We start from the raw sequence: 22,397 nt of genomic DNA on the forward strand, positions 1-22,397 counted from the left end.
CGAATTGTTCGGCCTGGGCGGGGCGTCAAGCCTGGTATTCCTTTCGTGTCGGCGAATGTCACTGGCAACAGTGGGTTCAGCGGCCGCGGAAGGCGCGAGGACACGAAACTCCCCCTTGGTGCTTCGTGTCCTCGCGTGCACTGTTGGCTACCTCGTTGGCGCTGTCGCCGATGTCTGCCGGTCGCCACAATGAGGGGCGGGGGTGGTGAGCAACATGGGTAGGAACCTTGAAGTCGCTGGCAGGTGCGGTAGAGACAGCAGTCCGGGCAGGATGCGATGAACGTCGAGTTCCGCCTGCTGGGGGAGGTGGAGGTCGTACTCGGCGGCCGCCGGGTATGGGCAGGGCACGCTCAGCAGCGCACCGTTCTGGCCATCTTGCTGGTCCAGGTCAACCACGCCGTTTCCGTGGATGAGCTCGTCGATGCCGTGTGGGGCGACGGGTTGCCGCGGCGACCGCGCGAGACGCTGTACGGGCATGTCTCGCGGCTGCGACGTCTGTTCGCCACCGTGGAGTGCGTCTCTATCCGCAAACAGCCCGGCGGTTACGTGCTGGACGCGGACCCGCTGCAGGTGGACCTGTACCGCTTCGACAGCCTGGTCAGCCAGGCACGCGCGTGCGACAGCGACGAAGGCTCGCTCGCGCTGATCGATGAGGCACTCGGCCTGTGGCGCGGCAAGCTATTGGCCGGATCGGACGCCCCGTGGTTGTGGCCGGTGCGTGAGCGACTGGAGAGGCAGCGTCTCGCCGTCGAGCTCGACCGCAACGACATAGAGTTGCGCCTGGGCGGACACGCCGGTCTGCTGGCGCGGCTGACCGCTCAGGTGACCGAGCATCCGCTCGATGAGCGCCTGGCAGGCCAGTTGATGCTGGCGCAGTACCGCTGCGGTCGCCAGGCCCAGGCGCTCAAGACTTATCGGCAGGTGTGTGACCGGCTCGGTGAGGAACTCGGTGTCACCCCGGCAGCCGACTTGCAGCAGGTCTACCAGCGGGTCCTGACCGCGGACTCGTCCCTTGTCGCACCGTCCCTCCAAGCCCCGGTGCCTCGGCAACTCCCCGCGGTGCCCATGGCCTTCATCGGGAGAGACGCGGAACTCGGCCACCTCGCCGCGGCCCACCACAGCAACAACGGCGCTCCGGTGATCACCGCTGTCGGCGGGGCCGGCGGCATCGGGAAAACGTGGCTCGCACTGCGCTGGGCACACGACAACGTCGACCGGTTCCCCGACGGGCAGCTGTACGCCAATCTCCGTGGCTTCGACCCCACCGAGCCGCCGATTCCGGCGGCGACCATCCTGGCGGCGTTTCTTCGCTCTCTCGGTGTGCCGCTCCGCGACATCCCCGTAGATCACGACACCCGAGCGTCGTACTACCGCAGTCTGGTCGCTGACAAACAGATCTTGGTAGTGCTCGACAACGCCCGCGACAGGGCCCACGTCGAACCGCTACTGCCCGGGACCCCGTCCTGCCAGGTGCTCATCACCAGCCGCAACGACTTGACCAGCCTGGTGACCACGCATGGCGCACGGACCGTGCCGCTCGACTACCTCGGCGACGGCGACGGCCACGCGCTCCTCAGCGGCTATCTCGGCGCCGAGCGGATGGATGCGGAACCCGCCGCTGTCACGTCGCTGCTGCACCACTGTGGAGGCCTTCCCCTCGCGCTCGGCATCCTCGCCGCGCGTGCCGCCCGTCACCCGCACTTTCCTCTGGCGGTGCTGGCCGAGGAGCTCGCCGACGACACCACTCGGCTTGCCACTCTGCAGACCGGTGACCTGCACGCGGATCTCGGTGCCGTCATCGCGAGCTCGTACCGTGCGCTGGAAACGGAAACCGCCGACGCGTTCCAGCGCCTGGGGTACATGATCGGGCCGGACATCGGGCTCCCCGCGGCGGCGCGGCTCACCGAGCAGCCTCACTCACGGACACGAGCGATGCTGGACGAGCTGGAACGCCTGCACTTGGTGCAGCAGCATCAGCCTGGCCGCTATCGGATGCACGACCTGGTCCGGCTCTTCGCACGAAACATCGCCGACCCGGAACCGGACGCTGTCGGCCGGCTACTCGACTTCTACCTGACCGGCTCTGCCCAGGCTGCTGAACCGAGCCGCGATCAGCACATCCGCTGGCTGGAAACCGAGTACGACAACCTCGTGGCGGCAAGCGCCACCGCAGCCGAACACGGCTGGAACGACCACGCATGGCGGCTGGCCGACGCGCTGTGGTACTTCCGCTATGCCCGCGGGTATGGCGACGACTGGATCGACACCCTCGTCACCGCGCTACAGGCAGCTCGTCAACTCGGCGACCGTACCGGTGAGGCGGCCACCCTGAAACAACTCGGCAACGCGTCCCTCCAGTGCGGACGACCTCATGATTCCCTCCGCTACGGCGAGAATGCCCTTGAGCGCTATCGCGCACTCGGGAACCTCCGGGGAAAGGCTGCCGTCTCGAACAATCTCGGAGTCGCTCACGCCCAGCTCGGCCACTACGCCGAGGCAGCCAAAAGTCTCCGAATGTCAGCTGCGCTGCATCGAGAAACCGGTGTCCTCCACCTGTACGCGTCAACTCAGGGCTGCCTGGGCACGGTGCTCGCACAGCTGGGGCACATCGATGAGGCCCTCCAGTGCGGTAAGGAAGCCCTGGCGGCTACGGAACTTCTGACAGCCACACACGACACCGCGAACGGAGCCAGTGAGCCGGACTTCAGCCTCGACTCTATCCGCGGATGCGTCCAGGGAAGCCACGGCGTCATTCTGCGGATCGCAGGTCGCTACGACGAGGCGCTAGCCCACCTTCGCAACGCTCTGATCTTCGTCCGCCGCATACGTGAAAAGACCTCCGAATGCAATGGACTCAACGAACTCGGCGAGACACTCCGGTGCGCCGGCCAACCCGCTGAGGCCCTCACAGCCTTCGAACAGGCGCTCGCACTCGGACGTTCAATGGTCTTCCCCTACGGAGCAGCAAAGGCCCACGCCGGGACCGCCAAGTGCGACGGTGCTCACGCCGATGAACATCGGACCGCCTCGATCAAGCTCTTCACCGAAATGGGAGTCCTTGACAACGAGATCCAGAGATTGACCAGTGGGCCGATTATAAGAGTCTCGCGATGAGCAGTGGGCCAGGCGCCCTCAGTCGACGGACTCGGGTTTGTGGAGTCGATGACTTGTCGTCTGGAAGGCTGTCGATCATGCCGATGGCTTATTCCGCTGAGTTCATCGCCCCAGTCCCGCCTCGGTAACCCCACGCCTAACCCAAGGTGTCGGTGAGGTCGCAGAGTTGCCCTGACAGCCCCCGGTAAGGCGGATCGCGATCAGGTGCGGCTCAGGAGTCGCCTGGCTCGAGAAGATCTGAACGAGCTGATGAATCTCGCCGAACGTCGACTCAGCGGCCTGGGAGATCTGCGAGCACGGCCCGGGCGGCCCGTTGCCCCGAAACGAGTGCGCCCTGGATCGATGGGGTGTCGCGGTGATCGCCGCAGACGTAACGGCCATCGCTGACACGGACAGGGCGGCGTAGTGGGGCTCCGGCGGGGAAGACCGGTAAGGCTCGTGGCACGGCGTACGCATGCAGCAGTTCCCATTCGCTGGTGTCGGTCCGGTAAATGCGGGTCAGGCGTTCGCGAACTCGTGCTTCGAGGTGGACGTCGGACCGGCCGGGCACCGACGCGGCAATGAGCGAGGAGCCCTCGGGAGCGTATTCCGGCGCGATCTCGCTGATGACCGCGGTGTTGAGCAGAAGGTCGGTCGTGCCGTCGAGAAGCAGTGTCGGCGAGCGCAGGGGAGCGGTGTCGGCGCGATAGTAGAACGTGGTGACCGCGTGCCACTCCGGCGCCTCGATACCCGGAAGCAGGCGAGAGGCGGCGTCGCCGTCGGTGGCGACGATAACGGCGTTCGCGGTCAGGTGTTCGCCGGAACTCGTGCGGACGCCGCCGTCGGTGACTTCGTCGACCGTGATGCCCGTGCGGATCGTTTCGGTCGGCAGGCCCGCCGCCAGTGATCGGGGGAGAGTCTGCATTCCGTGGGCGGGCAGGGCGCCGCCGCCACGGAGGAAACTCCGCCACAGTAAGTGAAAGAGCCGTGAAGAGGTGTTCAGCGCCGGGTCCAGGAACACCCCGGCGAGGAACGGTCGTAGGACCTCCTCGATCGTGCTCGCCGACAGCCCCCAGCGCATGAACTCTTCCGCGGTCGTCCGCTGAGCGTCCTTGCGCACGACCGAGTTCGGAGCCAAGGCGTCGCGCAGGACCAGCCTGGTCATGCGGAGGGCATCGCCCGGATGGTGCATGGCGAACTGGGCGAGTCCTCGAATCGCGGGAAGGCCGTGCCAGGGACCTGCCAGCCAGCGGTGGCCGTCGGGGAGGGTGGCTATGGTGCCGCGCGTGAACTTCCGCAGCTGCAGGTCGTCTTCCGTGATCAGCCGCCGCACCGCCGGGTAGGCGGGGAGCAATACCTGGAAACCTCGATCGAGGCGGAAGCCGTCGACTTCGTCCGTGCGGACGCGGCCACCGACGTCGTCGTCCGCTTCGAGCACGATGACCCGGACACCTGTTCGGTGAAGACGGGTCGCCGCGCTCAGCCCGGCGAGCCCCGCTCCCACGACGATGACATCGGACGCTGTGGTCATCTATCTCTCCCTTCTCTCATGTGGGAGTGCCCCGTACGCGCTAGATCAACACCATCTCGCGATCGAGCGGCGCCGATCACACCTGTACTCCGCTGAAATACCGCGACTGGGCCCGGCCACGGTTGGGCACCGACCGGATCGGGTGCCCGGTGATGCCCCAGTGCCGCAGGAGGGCGTTGGCCGCGGTCCACCCGGTGGCCGCGGCGCATTCCATGAGGGCGACGGGCAGGTCGATGCGGACAGTCCTGGCGCCACAGGTTGATCGCGTCGGTCACCCCTGCATCTCGCGTTTCGGGATAGATCTCTCGAGCAGGCGTTCGTCCATGGCCGCTGCCAGGCTTTCCTGATCGGTGCTGGTGGCCGCGTATGCATGGAGTTCGACCACGGAGCCGCCAGTGCGCGCGGCCCAGCGCCGGCCCTCGCCCTCGTACCGGTCGAGCAGGCTGATGTTGTCCAGGGGCGGAACGCTTCCGGTGCCGAGGAAGGGCGGACGGTCTGCGTGGACGGGCCTGTCGAGCCAGAGCCGGCGGAACAAGAACGGGGGCGCCGTGCGCAGTCCTTCGACGGCGGCGCGCCAGGGCGCGGTGCCGAGGGTGGGTGATGCGGCGACGATCCTTCGCAGCCCGGTGACTTCGCAGGCGAGCACGACGGCGTCGAAGTGTTCGACGTGGCCGCTTGCTTCGACGTCGAATCCCTCGGGGGTGCGCTCCAGTGCGGTCACCTCGCTAGCGGTGCGGACCTCGACTCGCTTACCGGTGAGATAGGCCGCCAGTGGATCCCATAGTGCCTGGGGGAAGGGCTAGGTCGGCACGTCGAAGACGAGTCCTTCACCGGAGCCCAGGAAGTACAGGTGGAACATCGTGGCCAGTTCCGCGGCCGACCTATGAGATTCACGCAGCCACGGCCGGATAGGTTGCCCCGGTGCCCGCCTTAAGAGGTGCCCACTTCGTCACCGATCACGGCGCAACCCGCGCCCGCCCGGCAAACGCCGGGACCAGATCGGCACTGATCTGGACCGACCGGGCGATCGCGTCCAGGGATTGACAGCCGGTCGCCGAGCACGGCCGAAGATCTTGGGGTCATCCATTTTGAGGGGCGTGGACGGTGTCGTGTAGGTACCTCCCGAAAGACCCGATCGGGGTAGTGGCTGGCCTCGCGCAGGCTCAAGCCAACTCACTGCCGGTTCCTTCAACGTCGAAGGTGCGGGGCGTGGTCATGCGCCCCGTTAACCCAAGGCGGACGTGTCCTGGCGTTGGCCAGATCTGCCGCTTGTGCCGAGGCTGTTCAAGCATGCGTCGAGTGCCGAGCCCTCGTGTTGTCCACTGCCCCTTGATACGGGTGATTTCGCGATGGCTTGGACGGCTTCGGGAGATGGCGCGGGATACCTGGGACGCCGTGGGCGGCTGCTGCGGCACCAGATTCCCACAGGGGGACGGGTGAGACCGCCATCCGCAGGCTGAGGAGGTTGTCGCTTTGCCGGACTAAGCCCCAGTTCGGTGGTGCGCTATCCCGAACGGCTTGTGCGAGACGGTGGTAGTACGGGTCTCTTGCAGGTCCGGGTATACGGCACACGCCCCGGTCCGATGCCTGGTGATTCTGGCGCCGGGGCGTGTGCCGTGGCTGGGTCAGCAGACGATGATCAGGCCGGTGATGGCGGTGCAGGAGCGGCTTGCGGTGTTGTTGGCCGGGTTGGGATCGACCGGGGCACTGCTGACCAGTCGGGCGGTCGCGGTGAGCGAGCCGAGGTTCAGCAGTTCCGGGTGAGCGGTGAAGCGCAGTGTGGTGGTGGCGCCGGCGGGCAGAGCACCCACGGAACAGGTCAGTTCCCGCGGTCCCGTGCTCTCGGTGCAGTCCGGTGAGGACCCGAGGGCCATGCCGTCGGGGTAGGTCGCGGTGACGGTGGCGGACTTCGCGTCACCGTCACCGGTGTTGGTCGCGGTGATGGTGTAGTCGACGGTGGAGCTCAGCACGCCCCGGGACACCGCTTCCAGCGATACCGCGATGTCCGGCGCGACGTCGATGATGGTGATCGGCGGTCCGTCCTGGTAGTCGCGTTCGGGATCGAGCTTGTGACGCAACTTGAGCGCTCCGGTGGGAGCGTCGGTGTTCATGCGGAACATGTACACCACCGTGCGGCTTTCCCCGGGCGGCAGGGCGCCCACAGCTACGTGGTAACCGTAGGCTGCTCCGAATGTCTCGCAGGGGCCGGTCACGTCTCCGGTGCACGAGATCAGTTCGGTGATCTTCGGCAGGTACTTTCCGTTTTCAGTGCTCGCGTAGATATTCGCACGGGCCGAGGTGTAGGTCTCGGAGGTCTGGTTGGTGACGGTTTGAGTGATCGTGAAGGTCGACCCCTTGGCGATCGTGGTGGGGGACACCACAACGCTGCTGCCGGGTAACTCGTCGGCCTGTGCCCGTGGACGGCAGGGCACACAGCCCGGTGAGGAGCGTGGCAGCAGCCACACCGGTGAAGAAACGTCTCATGACAAAACCCTCCCCGTATGAGGTGATCGTCAACGCAGCCTGGCCTGTAACCGTGCTCTGGCTCTCGCCGCGCAATCATGTGAAGCAGCGAAATCCGCTACCTCTCGCAGCGTCAAGGAAGGCGTCCCTCGACGTATTCGTATCCACTCGAACGGGTGTGTTGCGGTGCGCACTTCCAGAATTGACGTTACAAGTGGATTCTTTCGAAACTTGTCGATTGATCGAAATTCATCCCATGGATGCCATGACGCGATCTGCGGGCATGGTCGTCAATTTCGAAATTTCAGCGGAAGTCGTTGTTTACCTGATCGAAGACTGCGAAATCAGGTGCACGGAATAAGGCGTACCGGCCTGTGCTGCTGGAGCGACGAGGGCGTAGGTGAAGGCTGTCATCGTGTACGTCAGCAGCGTCGAGATTGCCTTTCTCTTGGAGAGGGAGTGCGGCTCAACGTGAACGCGGCGTCGACCGAATCGCCGCAAGTGCGTACCGTGAATCGATAGCGTACGCGAAGTTTTCCCTGCCGAAGAATGCTGGCTCGGCTTTGAGTGAGATGCAGATTCTGACGAAATGAGCTCTATCGGGGCTTTGTGTGCAGATCTGTTGATCTTGTTCGCGGAAATGCGGGTTTGTCAGGGATGTGATCACTCTTTCGAGCGTATGAGACGCCGTCGTCGTGCTGACCGACGGTGGCTGGGTTCACCCTGATTGGAGAGGCGGGCGGCATTCGCCTGGCCGTGGCCAAAAGGGGAGGGTGGCGGAATTTATGAGGATGGACGACGTCAGACGCGAGGGTGGTCCCGCCGGTGGGGTCCGTTTGCTCGGGGCTGGAGGACGCGCTCCGCTGGTGACGGCGGTGGTGACGGGTGTGGTGGCGTGGCAGTCCCTGGTGGCGCTGCCGGCGTGGGCGCAGGCGTCGCTGCCTGCGGGGTGTGTGGCGGAGGGGCAGTCGATCACCTGCTCTGGCGGGGTGCCTGCGGGGGAGACGTTGTCCACCGGTGAGGCGACCACGATCACGATCACCGGCACGGTGTCGGGCGGACCCGCGGACAAGACGATCACGATCACCGGCCCGTCTCCTGTAGACGGTGTGGCGGGTCCCGGTGTCGGGCCGGAGGGTGTCGTGGACGGCGGCACGGGAACCAGCATCATCGCGATCACCGGCGGTGCCGGCGGTGAGAACAAGGACAGTCAGGGCGAGCCCGGCGGTCCTGGGGTGAGCGGGACGGTGCGTGCCGGTGCGGCCGGAACGGTGACCGTGACCGGCGGTATCGGCGGCGTCGTCGTGTACAACGGGGACGACTTCTTCGGAGGTGGAGGACCTGCCGTCGGGAAGGGCGGAAAGGTCGAGGGACCGGCCCAGGGCGGGAAGATCACGATCACCGGCGGCGCCATCGGGAGCCTCAAACCCGGTTCCGTCCCCGAGGAGGGCGCGCACGGCGGTCACGGGGTCGAGGAGGGCGGCACCGTTACCGGCGGCGCCGGTCCCGACACGATCCTCATCTCCCCCGGCAGGGGTGAGCTGAGCGACGAGGGGCAAGGTGTGGCCAACGCGGGCGCCGTCACCGGCGACAGCGGCGACACGATCACGATCAACGGCGCCAACGGCGGTGACTATGGCGCCGGTCCTGGCTGGGTGGCCAACGCCGCCACCGGAACCGTGCAAGGTGGCGCCGGCCGGGTGGAAGTCAACGGCGGGTCCGGTCAGCGAGGCGGTATCGCCAACGCCGGAACCGTCAGCACCACGACCGGCCAGGCCATCCTCCGCGGCGGCAAGGGCGGCTTCGGTGACGGCGGGGCAGGCAACACGGGGACTGCCAATACTGACGGCGGGACCCTGACCGTCGACGGTGGCACCTCCGACCAGGTCGGCTCCGACGCCAATACCGGCACCCTCGGCACTGGCGCCGCAGGCGGCACCATCACCGCTACCGGCGCCTCTACCGAGGGCCCACGCGGCGGAGCGGGCATCGGCAAGAGCGGTGTCGTCACCGCCGGCGGGCCCACCAAGGTCACCGCCACCGGCGGCGCCGGAGGCAGCTTCAGAGTCAGCGGGCAAGGCGGCATCGGGAACGCCGGCATCATCACCTCCGGCCCGGAGGCGGACACGATCGTCGTCACCGCCGGAACCACACGGTCCACCGCCCACGGCAGCCCCAGCGCCCCTAACGGCAGCACCGGAGTGACCGGCACGGCTGGGAACACCGGCACGATCACCGACGAGGCCGGAGCGGGCACCATCACGGTCACCGGGACCAACGGCGGCGACGGCAGCAGCGGCGGTGCCGGTCCGCAACCCCATGAACCCGGTGCCGGTGGCGCCGGAGGCGCCGGGAACACCGGCACGATCACCGCGCCCGCCGGCACCGTCACCGCGACCGGCGGAGCAGCCGGGGCCGGCGGAGACGGCCGCGCGGGCGACAAGTCGAAGCCACCGAGCGCCGGAGGAACAGGAGGCGCCGGAGGCGCGGGCAGCACCGGGAAGATCACCGCTGACACCGTCACCACTCTCGGCGGCACAGGCGGCCCTGGCGGTAGGGGCGGCGTCGTGATCGTCGACGACACCCCCGGCGGTCCTGGAGGCACCGGCGGCGCTGGCGGCGCGGGCAACAGCGGCACCGTCACCACCGCACACCCCACCACCACCGGCGGCCCGGGCGGCCCCGGCGGTGCCGGCGGCTTCAGCCAAACCGGACCCGAAGGCCCGCCCGGATCTCCCGGCGCCACCGGCACCGACAACAGCGGCACCATCAACCCGCCCCGCCGGTAGGCGTTCAACAACCGACCAGTACGAAACTCTCTTTCGAGGTGGCTGTTGCCGCCGTGCCCGACCGGCACGGCGGCAACAGCGGTGAACGACGAGGGGACGCGATGATCACCGGCCGGGCTCGGCGTAGATCGGACCTAATGACCGGCCCTTTGACCTGATCACACTCCACAGGCCGCAGAGAACCATTCGTCGGCGGTCGAGGAAGCCCCGGTAGGCGCGGATGACATCGTCCTGGAAGACGGCGAGATAGGCTTGTGTGGTGGTCAGTGTTTTATGACCGAGAAGGCGTGCGGCGATGTGAACGGGGGAGACCGCCGGTGACGGTCTCGGTGGCGAACATGCGACGGAAGCCGTGCGGGGTGTAGCGAAGCGGTTTCCCGGCTTGATCGCGGATACGGGTGCGGTGGATCGCGACGCGCAGAAGCCGGGCGATCGTCGAGGTGCTCATCACCTCGGCTTGCCAATATGGGCGGCGTTGGGACAGGTGCGGCAGCGACGGCCCAGTCACACGTTCGTGTGGGTCGTAGCGGGGGACCAGAGGTACTTTGCCGAAGTTCGCGTCGCGGAGCTGGAGCTGCCGCCGAGCATCGCGATCTTCTACGAAGAGCTGATCGACAGTCACAGCTTCGCCTTTTCATCGTCCTTTGACGACTGAAGCCCTGCCCCTCCGGAGAGGGGCAGGGCTTCAGTCCTGCGATAAACAGATGGTGCGCGATACTGGGATTGAACCAGTGACCTCTTCCGTGTCAGGGAAGCGCTCTCCCGCTGAGCTAATCGCGCGAGGTGGAGACGGGATTCGAACCCGTGTACACGGCTTTGCAGGCCGTTGCCTCGCCTCTCGGCCACTCCACCGTGTCAGGCCCGAGAAGGCCTTCCGAGCGGATGACGGGATTCGAACCCGCGACCCTCACCTTGGCAAGGTGATGCGCTACCAGCTGCGCTACATCCGCACATCCTCGGTTCGGTTCGAGAGTTTCTACCTCGCGGTTTTGCCTCTCACCCCGTCGCCGTGGTGTGTGTGAACACTATCCGACCCCGAAATCGGCTCTGCAACCGGGGTGCCACTTGCTGTTCGCAAGCCCGTCATCAGGACAGATCGTTGGGGATGAGGTGCGTGAGGGCGTCGTCGACGTCGACCCACAGGTGCTCGTTGCCCGGCAGCACGACGTCGTAGGTCCTGTCGAGGAAGTCGGCCAGCTCCTGAGCGGACGCCTCGAACATGGCGTGCCCGGACGGCGAGTTCAGTTCGATCAGGACGGACTCGGGGTCTTCGACGGAGGGGCGGATGCGTACGTCGCCGTCGCCCGCGTCGGCCAGCAGACCGTCCGCGAGGAGGTCGCGCGCGTAGACCCACTCGACCCAGCCGGCGCGGCCGGTGCGGAAGGCGGCGACGACCGCGTAGGGGTCGCGTGTGTCGTATCGCAGTTCCACCTTGACCGGAACTGCGGGTGTCCGCGGCGCCAGGAGGTCGAACACCGCCGTCGAGCGGAGCGTCACGTGATCGTTGCGCATCGTCCTACCCTTCGTCTCCTTCCCGGCCCGGTCGAACCGAGTGGCGATGATGTGACGCATCGGCCGGGCGATCGGAACGCGGTTTTGCCGCAGATCACCCGGACGGGGTCATCGGACCCCGGGTCCCTACTTCGTCACCCCATCATCACCCGCGCGACGCGCAGCCCTACATGCGCCCTGCAGGCAGTCCACATGTACATACTGCGCGGTTTAGTCGTCACGCGATAGCACCGTCGCACGAATGTCGAAACGCGTCGCGGGCGCCCCCCGGCCCTGACAACCCCGGCTAGCTCGTGGTTGTTCGCTCCGTATTTGCTGGTGAGCGGAGTGTGGTCGGCGCGAACCACCCGTTTGCAGGCCCCCTAAAGTCGTGAGGTAGAGTCGGCCGGACAACGCGAGCGGGCGATTAGCTCAGCGGGAGAGCGCTTCGTTCACACCGAAGAGGTCGCTGGTTCGATCCCAGTATCGCCCACCGGATGAAGGCCCTGGACCACTCGGTCCGGGGCCTTGATTCATTCTCGGACACTGTCGGCGGCGAGCCGTCCGGCGGCATTCGATCCCCAGGTCGGACGCGGGTTATGTGGGGGCGGTACTTCTACCGTCGCGGGCGGGCGCGTCGATGCGGCCGAATCGCCCTGGTGCGAGGGCGACGGCAGGGAGAGCCGGTTCGAAGATCTTCGGTGGCGGCGGTTCCGACCGGTGTGGACATTCGTCGGAAACCACGTGTCGCGCGACGAAAACGTCGTGTGAGCCATCCGTCGAGACGACATTGTGATCCTCGGCACTTCGCACCCCGTGAGAAGGTCCAGACCACCTTCGAAGTGATGCGGGGCACGGGAGAGCGGCTCACCCGTCCGGCTCCGGGGGAGGGGGTGCCGTGATGCTGACGTGATGTGACGAAACGCCACTCCGGTGACCGATTGACAAGGTAGGTCCGCGCGCGGTGAGCGCGCCTCCCCCGCCGTGGTGCTCCGGAGGTGTGAAATCCACTGTGGACCGGCCGGAGATCGACTTCGGCAGACCGTCCACTGTGGAGTTTTCGGGGCTGTTCGGCCGTTCGGGCGCGTGGTGCTCCAAGTGGCCGGGAAAGCCGGGAATTCGTGACTACTTTGCGTAGTTGTTCGGCGGATACGGTCTATTACGCATCGTCATCATCTTGTTATCAACACGGCATTCATTTGCCTGAAGCTCGGACAGGGTGTGGCTGGAAATCCTTGTAACGACGGCCGGAGAGTTGCCGATACCTTGGCGTGTGTCGCCCCATCGGCCGCTGAGGAACCTTGAGAATCGATCACTCTTCGAAATCGCTCTCATTTACTCAGCGTGTTGGTCCGGCGTTCGGGAATCCCCACTCCGGGAGGTCTGATGGAAGAGTCGGTGCGGCCGTCGTCCACCGTTAACGGGACGCCGCAGCACATCGACCTTCAGTCGATCCCGCGTCCCCCACAAAGGGACGCGGGCAGCGCCGCGGCAGTCGACACCACGTCGGCACGGCCGCCTTACGCGGCTTGGGAATCGCGCTACCGTGCCTGGGTCATCGGTAGTGACGTTTTCACCGCCTTCGCGCTCATCGTGATGAGCGCCTTCTTGATCGATCGATCCGATCCGCACGACATGCACGCGCTCGGCACCGCCGCCGCCTTCTTGTTCGGGTTGTCGGTCTGCCGGGCCTGGAGTCCGCGAGTCCTCGGCGAGGGCGCGGAGGAGTACCGGACGCTGGGCCGTGGCCTGGTGGCCACCGCGGTCCTCGTCGCGCTGGGCGGTCTGCTCTTCGGGGCGCTCGCCGTGCAGCCGTGGGTCTTCATCGTCGTCCCGATGATCTCGGTCTTCATGTTCCTGCAGCGGTACGCGCTGAGACAGGTGCTGCACCGGCGCAGGCGGCTCGGTGAGTGCCTGCTGCCCGTGCTCGCGGCGGGAAGCCCCGACACGGTCGCCGATCTCATCGCCCGCACCAAGGCCGACCCCCATGTCGGCTGGCGGGTGGAAGCCGTCTGCACGTACAGCGGCGCCGGCGCGGAGCGGGGCAGCGGCGAGGTGGAAGGTGTCCCGGTCGTCGGGAAGCTCGACGAGCTCGCGGGCCACGTCCGCCGTGGCGGCTACCGGGTGGTCGCCGTGACCGCGGATCAGCACTGGAACCCGAAACGCCTGCAGCGGCTCGCCTGGGACCTCGAAGGGACCTCCGCCGAGATGGTGGTCGCCCCGATGCTGATGGAGGTGGCCGGACCCCGGCTGAACGTCTCCGGGGTGCTCGGCATGCCACTGCTGCGGGTCACCGCGCCGATGTTCACCGGCGGCCGCCGTCTGGTGAAGGAAGTGCTCGACCGGTTCGGCTCCACGCTGCTCCTCACCCTCGTTTCCCCGCTGCTGCTGGCGATCGCGATCGCGATCAAGCTCGACGACCGCGGCCCGGTGATCTACCGCCAGCGCCGGGTGGGCCGCGACGGGCACACCTTCACCATGCTGAAGTTCCGCACGATGGTCACCAACGCAGACAAGCTCAAGCAGGACCTGCAGTCGGACAACGAGGGGGCCGGACCGCTGTTCAAAATGCGCAAGGATCCGCGGGTCACGCGGGTCGGCGGCATGCTTCGCCGGTATTCGCTCGACGAGCTGCCGCAGCTGTTCAACGTCGCGAGCGGGCGTATGTCGCTCGTCGGTCCCCGTCCGCCGTTGCCGGAGGAGACCGCGAAGTACGCCCCCGACGCGCGCCGCCGTCTGCTGGTCAAGCCGGGGTTGACCGGGCTCTGGCAGGTCAGCGGCCGCAGTGACCTCAGCTGGGCCGAGAGCATCCGCCTCGACCTGCGCTATGTCGAGGACTGGTCGCTCGCGCTGGACCTGGTCATCCTCTGGAAGACTTTCCGGGCCGTGGTGCAAGGGCGAGGGGCCTACTGACCTTTTCGCCGTGTCGGCCGCCGTTCCCTCCGGGACGGCGGCCGATTCTTGTGATCGACCGCACACGCAGAGGTAGTTGAACCAGAAATAGTCAAGCGCTCAACTATGTTGTGACGAGTACAGGAAGCGTACGGAAGGAAGATCCACCCATGACCACCAGCGTTGAGTCGGCCGAGACCCTGAACCTCCCGCAGGACGTGCAGGACCTGCTGTTCCGCGAGGCCCGCACCGCGAACAACTTCAGCGACGAGCCGGTGACCGACGAGCAGATCCGCGCGATCTACGAACTGGTCAAGTGGGCCCCGACGTCGATGAACAACCAGCCGCTGCGCGCGCTGGTGATCCGGACCGAAGAGGGCAAGAAGCGCCTCTCCCCGTTGATGTCCGAGGGCAACCGCGCGAAGACCGAGGCCGCTCCGGTGACCGTCGTGCTCGCCGCCGACACCGAGTTCCACGAGAACCTCCCGCGCGTGTTCCCGCACTTCCCCGGCGCGAAGGACCTGTTCGCCGACGAGGCGGGCCGCACCGAGACCGCCAAGCTCAACGCGCTGCTGCAGGTCGGCTACTTCATCATCGGCGTCCGCGCCGCCGGGCTGGCCGCCGGCCCGATGACCGGCTTCGACCGCGAAGGCATCGACAAGGAGTTCTTCGCGGACAAGCCGTGGAAGTCCCTTGCCGTGATCAACGTCGGCAAGCCGGGCGAGAACCCCTGGTTCGACCGCCTGCCGCGGCTGGACTTCGACGAGGTCGTCGAGACCGTCTGACCTCGTCGCTCGATACGCGAAGGCCTTCTTCCGATGGGAAGGAGGCCTTCGTGGTCGTTGGGGTAATGCGCGTGAGACCTGTCGTGGCTGACGACTAACATCACAGCAAAGTTGTACAACTTAGCCAAGGAGATCATCGTGTCCCAGCCGTCGTCAGTAGCAGCCGCAACCGCCTCGCGCGTGGTGGTACCGGCGGGCACTACGGCGGGCACCGCGGTCCGCGAAGCCGGGCTGCCGACCAAGGGGCCGGACACGATCGTCGTCGTGCGCGACGCCGAGGGCAACCTCCGCGATCTGGCCTGGGCTCCGGAGTCCGAGGTCGAGGTCGAAGCCGTCGCGGCGAACACCGACGACGGCCGCAGCGTCATCCGCCACTCGGCCGCCCACGTGCTCGCCCAGGCCGTGCAGCAGCAGTTCCCGCAGGCCAAGCTCGGCATCGGCCCGCCGGTCAGGGACGGTTTCTACTACGACTTCGCCGTCGACACCCCGTTCACCCCGGAAGACCTGCAGGCGCTGGAAAAGCGCATGAAGCAGATCGTGAAGGGTTCGCAGCAGTTCTCCCGCCGCGTCTTCGACTCGGTCGACGAGGCGAAGAAGGAACTGGCCGACGAGCCGTTCAAGCTCGAACTGGTCGACCTGAAGTCCGAAGACTCCACAGTGGACACCTCCGAGGTGATGGAGGTCGGCGGCGGCGAGCTGACCATCTACGACAACCTCGACCCGCGCACCAAGGAGCGCGTGTGGAGCGACCTCTGCCGCGGCCCGCACGTGCCGACCACCAAGTTCATCCCGGCGTTCAAGCTCACCCGCGTCGCCGCCGCGTACTGGCGCGGTGACGACAAGAACCCGCAGCTGCAGCGGATCTACGGCACCGCATGGGAATCCGCCGAGGCGCAGGACGTCTACCTGGAGCGCCTCGCCGAGGCCGAGCGGCGCGATCACCGCAAGCTCGGTGTCGAGCTGGACCTCTTCTCCTTCCCCGACGAGATCGGCTCGGGACTGCCGGTGTTCCACCCCAAGGGCGGGATCATCCGGCAGGAGATGGAGAACTACTCGCGTCAGCGGCACGTCGAGGCGGGGTACGACTTCGTCTACTCGCCGCACATCACCAAGGGCGCGCTCTTCGAGACCTCCGGTCACCTCGACTGGTACCGCGACGGCATGTACCCGGCGATGCACCTCGACGCCGAGCACAACGAGGACGGCACTGTCCGCAAGCCCGGCCAGGACTACTACCTCAAGCCGATGAACTGCCCGTTCCACGACCTGATCTTCCGTTCGCGCGGGCGTTCCTACCGGGAGCTGCCGCTGCGGATGTTCGAGTTCGGCTCGGTGTACCGCTACGAGAAGTCCGGCGTGATCCACGGGCTCACCCGTGTCCGGGGCATGACGCAGGACGACGCGCACATCTTCTGCACCCTGGAGCAGGTCCCCGGTGAGCTGAAGTCCCTTTTGGACTTCGTGCTGAACCTGTTGCGCGACTACGGTCTCGACGACTTCTACCTCGAACTGTCCACCCGGAACGAAGAGAAGTACATCGGCTCGGAAGAGGTCTGGGCCGAGGCGACCGAGGTGCTGCGCACCGCCGCCGTGGACTCCGGGCTCGAACTGGTGCCGGACCCGGGTGGCGCGGCCTTCTACGGGCCGAAGATCTCCGTGCAGGCCAAGGACGCGCTGGGCCGCACCTGGCAGATGTCGACCATCCAGCTGGACTTCATGCTGCCCGAGAAGTTCGAGCTCGAGTACACCGCCGGTGACGGCAGTCGTCAGCGCCCGGTGATGATCCACCGCGCGCTGTTCGGCTCGATCGAGCGGTTCTTCGGCGTGCTGACCGAGCACTACGCGGGCGCGTTCCCGGCATGGCTGTCGCCGGTCCAGGTGGTCGGCATCCCGATCACCGAGGGCCAGGTGGAGCACCTGCGCGGGGTCGAGAAGGCGCTGCGGTCCAAGGGGATCCGGGTGAACGTCGACGCGAGCGACGACCGGATGCAGAAGAAGATCCGCACCCACACCACGCAGAAGGTGCCCTTCATGCTCCTGGCGGGCGCCAAGGACGTCGAGGCGGGCGCGGTGTCGTTCCGGTTCCGCGACGGCGGCCAGATCAACGGCATCCCGGTGGCCGACGCGGTCGAGGCGATCGCCGGCTGGGTCCAGCGCCGCGAGAACTCCTCGCCGACCGTGGCGGGCTTGGAGGCGGTCCTCCGGTGACGGGCCCCGATGGCCCCGAAGTCGTCGGACAGGACGGTGTCGGGGTTCCCGACGCGTTGCAGCGCCTGTGGACCCCGCATCGGCTCGCCTACGTCCAGGGATCGAAGCGACCCGACGAGGGCTGCCCGTTCTGTCATCTTCCCGAGAAGAGCGACGAGGACGCGCTGATCCTCGCGCGCGGGAAGACGGTGTACGCGGTGCTGAACCTGTACCCGTACAACCCCGGCCACCTGATGGCCGTGCCGTACCGCCATGTCGCGGACTACACGGATCTGACGCCGGAGGAGACCGTCGAGGTGGCGGAGTTCACCCAGCGCGCGATGCGCGTGATCAGGGAAGTGTCTTCGGCGCACGGGTTCAACATCGGGATGAACCAGGGCGTGATCGCCGGCGCCGGGATCGCCGCGCATCTGCATCAGCACGTGGTGCCGCGGTGGGGTGGCGACGCGAACTTCATGCCGGTGATCGGGCACACGAAGGTGCTGCCGCAGCTGCTGGGGGAGACGCGGCAACTGCTGGCGGACGCCTGGTAGGTCTTGTTCCGCTGAGGCTCCCAAATCCGTGAAGGCCTCCTTAAGGGACACCAGAGTCCCTTAAGGAGGCCTTCACGGATTTGCCGGGGCAGCGCGAGTCAGGCGTTGAGCGCGGCCTGCAGCTCGATGTCGATCTTGACCTTCTCGGACAGGAAGGCGTTGCCCTCCGGGCCGATGCCGAAGTCGCGGCGGTTCACGGTGGCGCTGGCCGAGACGCCGAGGGTGGTGGCGTTGTCGTTGGCCGGGTTGGTGCCGATGCCGTTGAACTCGGCTTCGAGCGAGACCGGGACGCTCTTGCCGCGCCAGGTGAGCTCGCCGTCGATGACGTAGTCGCCGCCGTCCTCGCGGATGCCGGTCGAGCGGAAGGTGATGACCGGGTGCTCGTCGACGTGGAAGAAGTCCTCGGACTTGAGGTGCGTGTCACGCCCGTCGACACCGCTGGCGACCGACGAGGCGTCGATCTCGACGGTGACCGTGGAGTCGAGGATGTTGTCCGCGGTGACGACCTCGCCGGTGAAGGCGGTGAAGTTGCCGCGGGACTTCGCCAGGCCGAGGTGCTTCACGGTGTAGGCGATGTCCGAGTGGGCGGTGTCGACGGTCCACTTGCCTGCGACGTAGCCCGGGATTTCGGTGGTGGTCATGAAGTCGATCTCCAAAAGTCTCTGGTCTGGCTGTGGTGAACCCTCGTCTGGTTGAGCGCTCAACCACGACTGTAGCGCAGTTTGGTTGAGCGTTCAACCAGGGGTAGAATGAGTGACATGTCCGAACCCCGATGGCTCTCCGACGAGGAGCAAAAAGTCTGGCGTGACTTCTCCGAGGCCACGCGGATGCTGCAAGCGCATCTGGAGGGCCAGCTCCAGCACGAGGCGGGCATGCCCCACACCTACTACGAGGTGCTCGTGGCCCTGTCCGAGGCGCCGGGCCGCAGGCTGCGGATGAGTGAGCTCGCCGACGCGCGCAAGGCGTCGCGCAGCAGGCTCTCGCACGCGGTCGCGCGGCTCGAGGCCAACGGCTGGGTGCACCGTGAGTCCTGCCCCACCGACAAGCGCGGTTCCTGGGCGGTGCTGACCGCCGAGGGTTTCGCCGCGCTGGAGAAGGCCGCGCCCGGGCACGTCGAGGCCGTCCGGGAGAGCCTCTTCGACCCGCTGACCCCCGAACAGGTGAAGGCGCTCGGGGAGATCAGTGCCGCCGTCCTGGGGCGGCTGTCGCCGAAATGTGCCGCCGCGGAGGCGGAACTGGCGCTGCGGGAAGACAATCTCGCCGACTTCGGAGAGACGCCCGAACTGGCCAAAGCGGACTGAGCGAAAGCCGGTCCAGGGCGGGCACGACGACGGGTGTCGGTGCGGGTGGATAGGCTTCGGACGCCCAACCGACCCTGCTGCTTAGGTGCACCTGAAGAACCGATGCTCAACATTTTCGCGCGCGCCTCCGTTTCCCGCGTCACCGACCCCATGGGGAAGGTGCTCGTGCGCGCCGGCCTGACCCCGAACGCGATGACCGTCATCGGCACGGCCGGGGCGGTGCTCTGCGCGCTCGTGTTCTTCCCGAACGACATGCTGCTGTGGGGCACCTTCACCGTCTGGGGCTTCGCGATGCTGGACCTGCTCGACGGCGCGATGGCCCGCGCCCGCGGGTACGGCACGGCGTTCGGGGCCGTCCTCGACGCGACCTGCGACAGACTGGTCGACGGCGCGCTGTTCGCCGCGATCGCGTGGTGGTGCTTCGTCCACGACGACAACCGCCCGGCCGCGGCCGCCGCGCTGATCTGCCTGGTGCTCGCGCAGGTCATCTCGTACGTCAAGGCCCGCGCCGAGGCTTCCGGGCTGGAGGCCGACGGCGGCCTCGTCGAGCGCGCGGAGCGGCTGATCATCGCCCTGGTGGGAACCGGACTGCACGGTCTGGGCGTTCCGTACACCGTGGACATCACCCTCTGGCTGCTCGCGGTGCTTTCCGTGATCACCCTTCTGCAGCGGACGGCCGCGGTGGCCAAGGCCGCGAGGGCCGCCAAGGCGGCCGGGCCACCCGCCACGGAAGGCGGCTCATGACCGGGTTCTCGCAGCGGCTGGGCGACTTCGGCTACGCGGCGGGCTGGCGGCTCGCGCGCTGGCTGCCGGAGCAGGTCGGCTCGGTGACCTTCGGCCTCGGCGCCGACCTCGCCGTCCGGCGGGACGGCGGAGGGGTGCGCCAGCTGCGGAGCAACCTCGCCAGGGTCGTGCCCCAGGCCGACGGCGTCGAACTCGACGAACTGACCCGCCGTGCGATGCGGTCCTACGCTCGCTACTGGCACGAGATGTTCCGGCTGCCTTCGATGGACCACAAGGAGGTCAGCCGCAAGGTCGCCCAGTCGATCACCGGGGTCGAGAACCTCGACGCCGCCCTCGCCGAGGGCAACGGCGCTGTGATGGCGCTGCCGCACAGCGGGAACTGGGACGCGGCGGGTGTCTGGCTCGCGGACTACCTCGGCGGCTTCACCACGGTCGCGGAGCGGCTGAAACCCGAATCGCTGTACCAGCGGTTCGTGTCCTATCGCGAATCCCTCGGTTTCGAGATCGTGCCGCTGACCGGCGACAGTTCCGCGATGCGCGTGCTGCTCAAGCGGCTGCGGGAGAACAAGGCGATCTGCCTGGTGGGCGACAGGGACCTGACGAACTCCGGGGTGCCGGTCAAGTTCTTCGGCGAGCAGACCAAGATGCCGGGCGGCCCGGCCCGGCTGGCCGCCACCACCGGTGCCGCGCTGATCCCGGCGGGCTGCTGGTTCACCGAGGACGGCTGGCAGATCCGGCTGCACCCGAGGATCCGGGTCACGAACCGGTCCGAGGTCCCGGCCGCCACCCAGGCGCTGGCGGACATCTTCGCCGGTGACATCGCCGCGCATCCGGCCGATTGGCACATGATGCAGAAGTTCTGGCTCACCGACTTCGGAGCCGGGGAACAAGCCGCCCTCGGCGAAGCGAGTTGAGCCGATGGCTCAGGCGCGCGTCATGAAGATCGGGATCGTCTGCCCCTACTCGTTCGACGTGCCGGGCGGCGTCCAGGGGCACGTCATCGACCTGGCCAGGGCGCTTCTCGCGCGCGGGCACGAGGTCTCGGTGCTCGCGCCGGCGGACGAGGACTCCGACGTCCCGGATTTCGTCGTCCCCGCGGGGAAGGCGCTCGGCATCCCGTACAACGGCTCGGTCGCTCGGCTGCAGTTCGGCCCGGTGTCCTACGCCCGGGTGCGGCGGTGGATCCGTGACGGCGACTTCGACGTCCTCCACCTCCACGAGCCCGCCGCGCCGAGTCTTTCCCTGCTCGCGCTGAAGGTCGCGGACGGCCCGATCGTGGCGACCTTCCACACCGCGACGACGCGTTCGCGCACGCTGGCGGCGTTCCAGCCGGTGCTGCGGCCGCTGCTGGAGAAGATCACCGCGCGGATCGCTGTGTCGGCGCTCGCACGCCGGGTCCAGGTCGAGCACGCAGGTGGAGACGCGGTCGAGGTGCCCAACGGCGTCGACGTCGACTTCTTCTCCCGCGCGCTTCCGTTGGACGGCTACCCGCGAGCGGGTGGCACGGTCGGGTTCGTCGGGCGGTACACCGAACCCCGCAAGGGGATGGGTGTCCTGCTGGAGGCGCTCCGGATGCTGCTGCCGGAGTTCGAGGACCTGCGGATGCTGGTCGTCGGCCGCGGTGACGCCGATCAGCTCCGCCGCGAAGCGGGGCCGGAACTGGCGTCGCATATCGATCTGCTGGGCCAGGTCGACCACGAGACGAAGGCACGGGCGCTGCGCAGCGTCGACGTCTACTGCGCGCCGAACACGGGCGGCGAGAGTTTCGGGATGATCCTCACCGAGGCGATGGCGGCGGGCACCCCGGTGCTGGCGAGCGGCCTGGACTCCTTCCGCCGGGTCCTCGACGACGGCAAGGCCGGGATGCTGACCGAAACCGGCGACGCGGCGGCGCTGGCCGACGGGTTGCGTGAGCTGCTCGGCGATCCGGCACGGCGGGCGTCGCTCGCGGCGGCCGCGGGGGAGCGGGTCGCGATGTTCGACTGGTCCGTGGTCACCACGCAGGTCTTGCGCGTGTACGAGGCGGCGATCGCCGCCGACCCCCGGCGGGTCGGCGCGGGCGAACGCGAGTTCAGCCGATGACGACCTGGGTGTGGATCGGCGGCCTGGTGGCCGTGATCGTGGTGCTGGGCGGGCTGTTCCTGCTCGCGACGGCGAACCGGCTGGACCGGCTGCACGTCCGGATGGACGCGGGCTGGGCGGCGCTCGACGCGGCCCTCGCGCGCCGCGCCGTCGTCGCCAGGGCGGCCGCGGTGATCCTGGAGGACGAACAGCTGCGCGCGCTGGGCGAGCGGGCCGAGCACGCCGAGCGTCCGGATCGCGAAGGCGAGGAGAGCGAACTGACGTTGCGGCTGGCGCATGTCGACCGGACGGCCTTGCCCGCCCCCTTGACCGAAGAGCTGAACGACGCCGAGCACCGCGTCGTCATCGCGCGGCGGGTGCACAACGACGCCGTCCGGGACACACTGCATCTACGGCGGCGCCGAAAGGTCCGGTACTTCGGCCTCGCCGGTACCGCCAGGCTCCCGGAGTACTTCGAAATCGCCGAACCCGACGTGTAGGAGGAC

Annotated in this window: 18 protein-coding genes and 4 tRNA genes; 14 read left to right on the forward strand and 8 right to left on the reverse strand. The window is 67.5% G+C overall.

All coding sequences use genetic code 11. The annotated features are described in order from the left end of the window. Positions 1 to 276: 276 nt before the first annotated feature. On the forward strand, positions 277 to 3,114 hold the full coding sequence (locus tag BKN51_RS09700; RefSeq protein ID WP_101607327.1) for an AfsR/SARP family transcriptional regulator: 2,838 nt from the start codon (positions 277 to 279) through the stop codon (positions 3,112 to 3,114). Between the two features lie 271 nt (positions 3,115 to 3,385). Here the strand turns inward: BKN51_RS09700 and BKN51_RS09705 are convergent, their stop codons facing one another. From BKN51_RS09705 to BKN51_RS09715, 3 genes are all read right to left on the reverse strand, one after another. Next, on the reverse strand, positions 3,386 to 4,624 hold the full coding sequence (locus tag BKN51_RS09705; protein WP_101607328.1) for an NAD(P)/FAD-dependent oxidoreductase: 1,239 nt from the start codon (positions 4,622 to 4,624) through the stop codon (positions 3,386 to 3,388). Between the two features lie 271 nt (positions 4,625 to 4,895). Then, the gene (locus BKN51_RS44190) at positions 4,896 to 5,396 is read right to left on the reverse strand and encodes an FAD-dependent oxidoreductase (protein WP_335645083.1); all 501 of its coding nucleotides are present in this window, start codon (positions 5,394 to 5,396) and stop codon (positions 4,896 to 4,898) included. A gap of 853 nt (positions 5,397 to 6,249) precedes the next feature. Further along, complete coding sequence (locus tag BKN51_RS09715; protein ID WP_146044403.1) at positions 6,250 to 7,002, reverse strand: DUF11 domain-containing protein; 753 nt, start codon at positions 7,000 to 7,002, stop codon at positions 6,250 to 6,252. 71 nt (positions 7,003 to 7,073) lie between these two features. Here BKN51_RS09715 and BKN51_RS43025 point away from each other — a divergent pair, with 71 nt between their 5' ends. From BKN51_RS43025 to BKN51_RS43030, 3 genes are all read left to right on the forward strand, one after another. Beyond that, a complete protein-coding gene (locus BKN51_RS43025; RefSeq protein ID WP_146044404.1) occupies positions 7,074 to 7,448 on the forward strand; it encodes a hypothetical protein in 375 nt (124 codons plus the stop codon). Between the two features lie 430 nt (positions 7,449 to 7,878). Then, positions 7,879 to 9,876, forward strand: a complete 1,998-nt coding sequence (locus BKN51_RS09720) for a hypothetical protein (protein ID WP_146044405.1) — start codon at positions 7,879 to 7,881, stop codon at positions 9,874 to 9,876. A gap of 382 nt (positions 9,877 to 10,258) precedes the next feature. Continuing rightward, positions 10,259 to 10,531: a hypothetical protein gene (locus BKN51_RS43030; RefSeq protein WP_158255805.1), complete on the forward strand. Its 273-nt coding sequence runs from the start codon at positions 10,259 to 10,261 to the stop codon at positions 10,529 to 10,531. 50 nt (positions 10,532 to 10,581) lie between these two features. On the opposite strand, the gene BKN51_RS09730 is transcribed toward BKN51_RS43030, so the two are convergent. From BKN51_RS09730 to BKN51_RS09745, 4 genes are all read right to left on the reverse strand, one after another. Then, positions 10,582 to 10,656, reverse strand: a tRNA-Val gene (locus BKN51_RS09730). A gap of 1 nt (position 10,657) precedes the next feature. Next, positions 10,658 to 10,728 (reverse strand) — tRNA-Cys (locus BKN51_RS09735). A gap of 25 nt (positions 10,729 to 10,753) precedes the next feature. Then, a tRNA-Gly gene (locus BKN51_RS09740) sits at positions 10,754 to 10,826 on the reverse strand. Positions 10,827 to 10,962: 136 nt separating this feature from the next. Then, positions 10,963 to 11,388 (reverse strand): SsgA family sporulation/cell division regulator, encoded by a 426-nt coding sequence (locus BKN51_RS09745; protein WP_020672550.1) that lies wholly within the window; start codon positions 11,386 to 11,388, stop codon positions 10,963 to 10,965. Positions 11,389 to 11,788: 400 nt separating this feature from the next. On the opposite strand from BKN51_RS09745, the gene BKN51_RS09750 reads away from it, so the two are divergent. The 5 genes from BKN51_RS09750 (at position 11,789) to BKN51_RS09770 (ending at position 17,785) form a co-directional block, all read left to right on the forward strand. Then, positions 11,789 to 11,860, forward strand: a tRNA-Val gene (locus tag BKN51_RS09750). Positions 11,861 to 12,753: 893 nt separating this feature from the next. Continuing rightward, the gene (locus BKN51_RS09755) at positions 12,754 to 14,280 is read left to right on the forward strand and encodes a sugar transferase (protein WP_168214300.1); all 1,527 of its coding nucleotides are present in this window, start codon (positions 12,754 to 12,756) and stop codon (positions 14,278 to 14,280) included. 149 nt (positions 14,281 to 14,429) lie between these two features. Next, a complete protein-coding gene (locus BKN51_RS09760) occupies positions 14,430 to 15,044 on the forward strand; it encodes a malonic semialdehyde reductase (RefSeq protein ID WP_101607331.1) in 615 nt (204 codons plus the stop codon). Between the two features lie 138 nt (positions 15,045 to 15,182). Further along, the gene (thrS, locus tag BKN51_RS09765) at positions 15,183 to 17,252 is read left to right on the forward strand and encodes a threonine--tRNA ligase (RefSeq protein WP_101607332.1); all 2,070 of its coding nucleotides are present in this window, start codon (positions 15,183 to 15,185) and stop codon (positions 17,250 to 17,252) included. After that, complete coding sequence (locus tag BKN51_RS09770; protein ID WP_101607333.1) at positions 17,249 to 17,785, forward strand: HIT family protein; 537 nt, start codon at positions 17,249 to 17,251, stop codon at positions 17,783 to 17,785. Before thrS ends, BKN51_RS09770 begins: the two co-directional genes overlap by 4 nt. Positions 17,786 to 17,883: 98 nt before the next feature. On the opposite strand, the gene BKN51_RS09775 is transcribed toward BKN51_RS09770, so the two are convergent. Further along, positions 17,884 to 18,426: a YceI family protein gene (locus tag BKN51_RS09775; RefSeq protein WP_101613142.1), complete on the reverse strand. Its 543-nt coding sequence runs from the start codon at positions 18,424 to 18,426 to the stop codon at positions 17,884 to 17,886. Between the two features lie 117 nt (positions 18,427 to 18,543). Between BKN51_RS09775 and BKN51_RS09780 the strand changes: the two genes are divergently transcribed. From BKN51_RS09780 to BKN51_RS09800, 5 genes are all read left to right on the forward strand, one after another. After that, positions 18,544 to 19,086, forward strand: coding sequence for a MarR family winged helix-turn-helix transcriptional regulator (locus BKN51_RS09780; RefSeq protein ID WP_101607334.1), 543 nt, complete (start codon positions 18,544 to 18,546; stop codon positions 19,084 to 19,086). Positions 19,087 to 19,188: 102 nt separating this feature from the next. Next, positions 19,189 to 19,830, forward strand: coding sequence for a phosphatidylinositol phosphate synthase (pgsA, locus tag BKN51_RS09785; protein ID WP_101607335.1), 642 nt, complete (start codon positions 19,189 to 19,191; stop codon positions 19,828 to 19,830). Then, positions 19,827 to 20,744, forward strand: coding sequence for a phosphatidylinositol mannoside acyltransferase (locus tag BKN51_RS09790; RefSeq protein ID WP_101607336.1), 918 nt, complete (start codon positions 19,827 to 19,829; stop codon positions 20,742 to 20,744). Before pgsA ends, BKN51_RS09790 begins: the two co-directional genes overlap by 4 nt. Before the next feature lie 22 nt (positions 20,745 to 20,766). Further along, a complete protein-coding gene (locus BKN51_RS09795) occupies positions 20,767 to 21,912 on the forward strand; it encodes a glycosyltransferase family 4 protein (RefSeq protein ID WP_101613143.1) in 1,146 nt (381 codons plus the stop codon). Further along, entirely contained in the window at positions 21,909 to 22,391 is a 483-nt protein-coding gene (locus BKN51_RS09800) for an NUDIX hydrolase (RefSeq protein WP_101607337.1), read from the forward strand. The genes BKN51_RS09795 and BKN51_RS09800 overlap by 4 nt, the downstream gene beginning before the upstream one ends. The last annotated feature ends 6 nt before the right edge of the window (positions 22,392 to 22,397 follow it).

Source organism: Amycolatopsis sp. BJA-103 (assembly GCF_002849735.1).
GTDB lineage: Bacteria > Actinomycetota > Actinomycetes > Mycobacteriales > Pseudonocardiaceae > Amycolatopsis.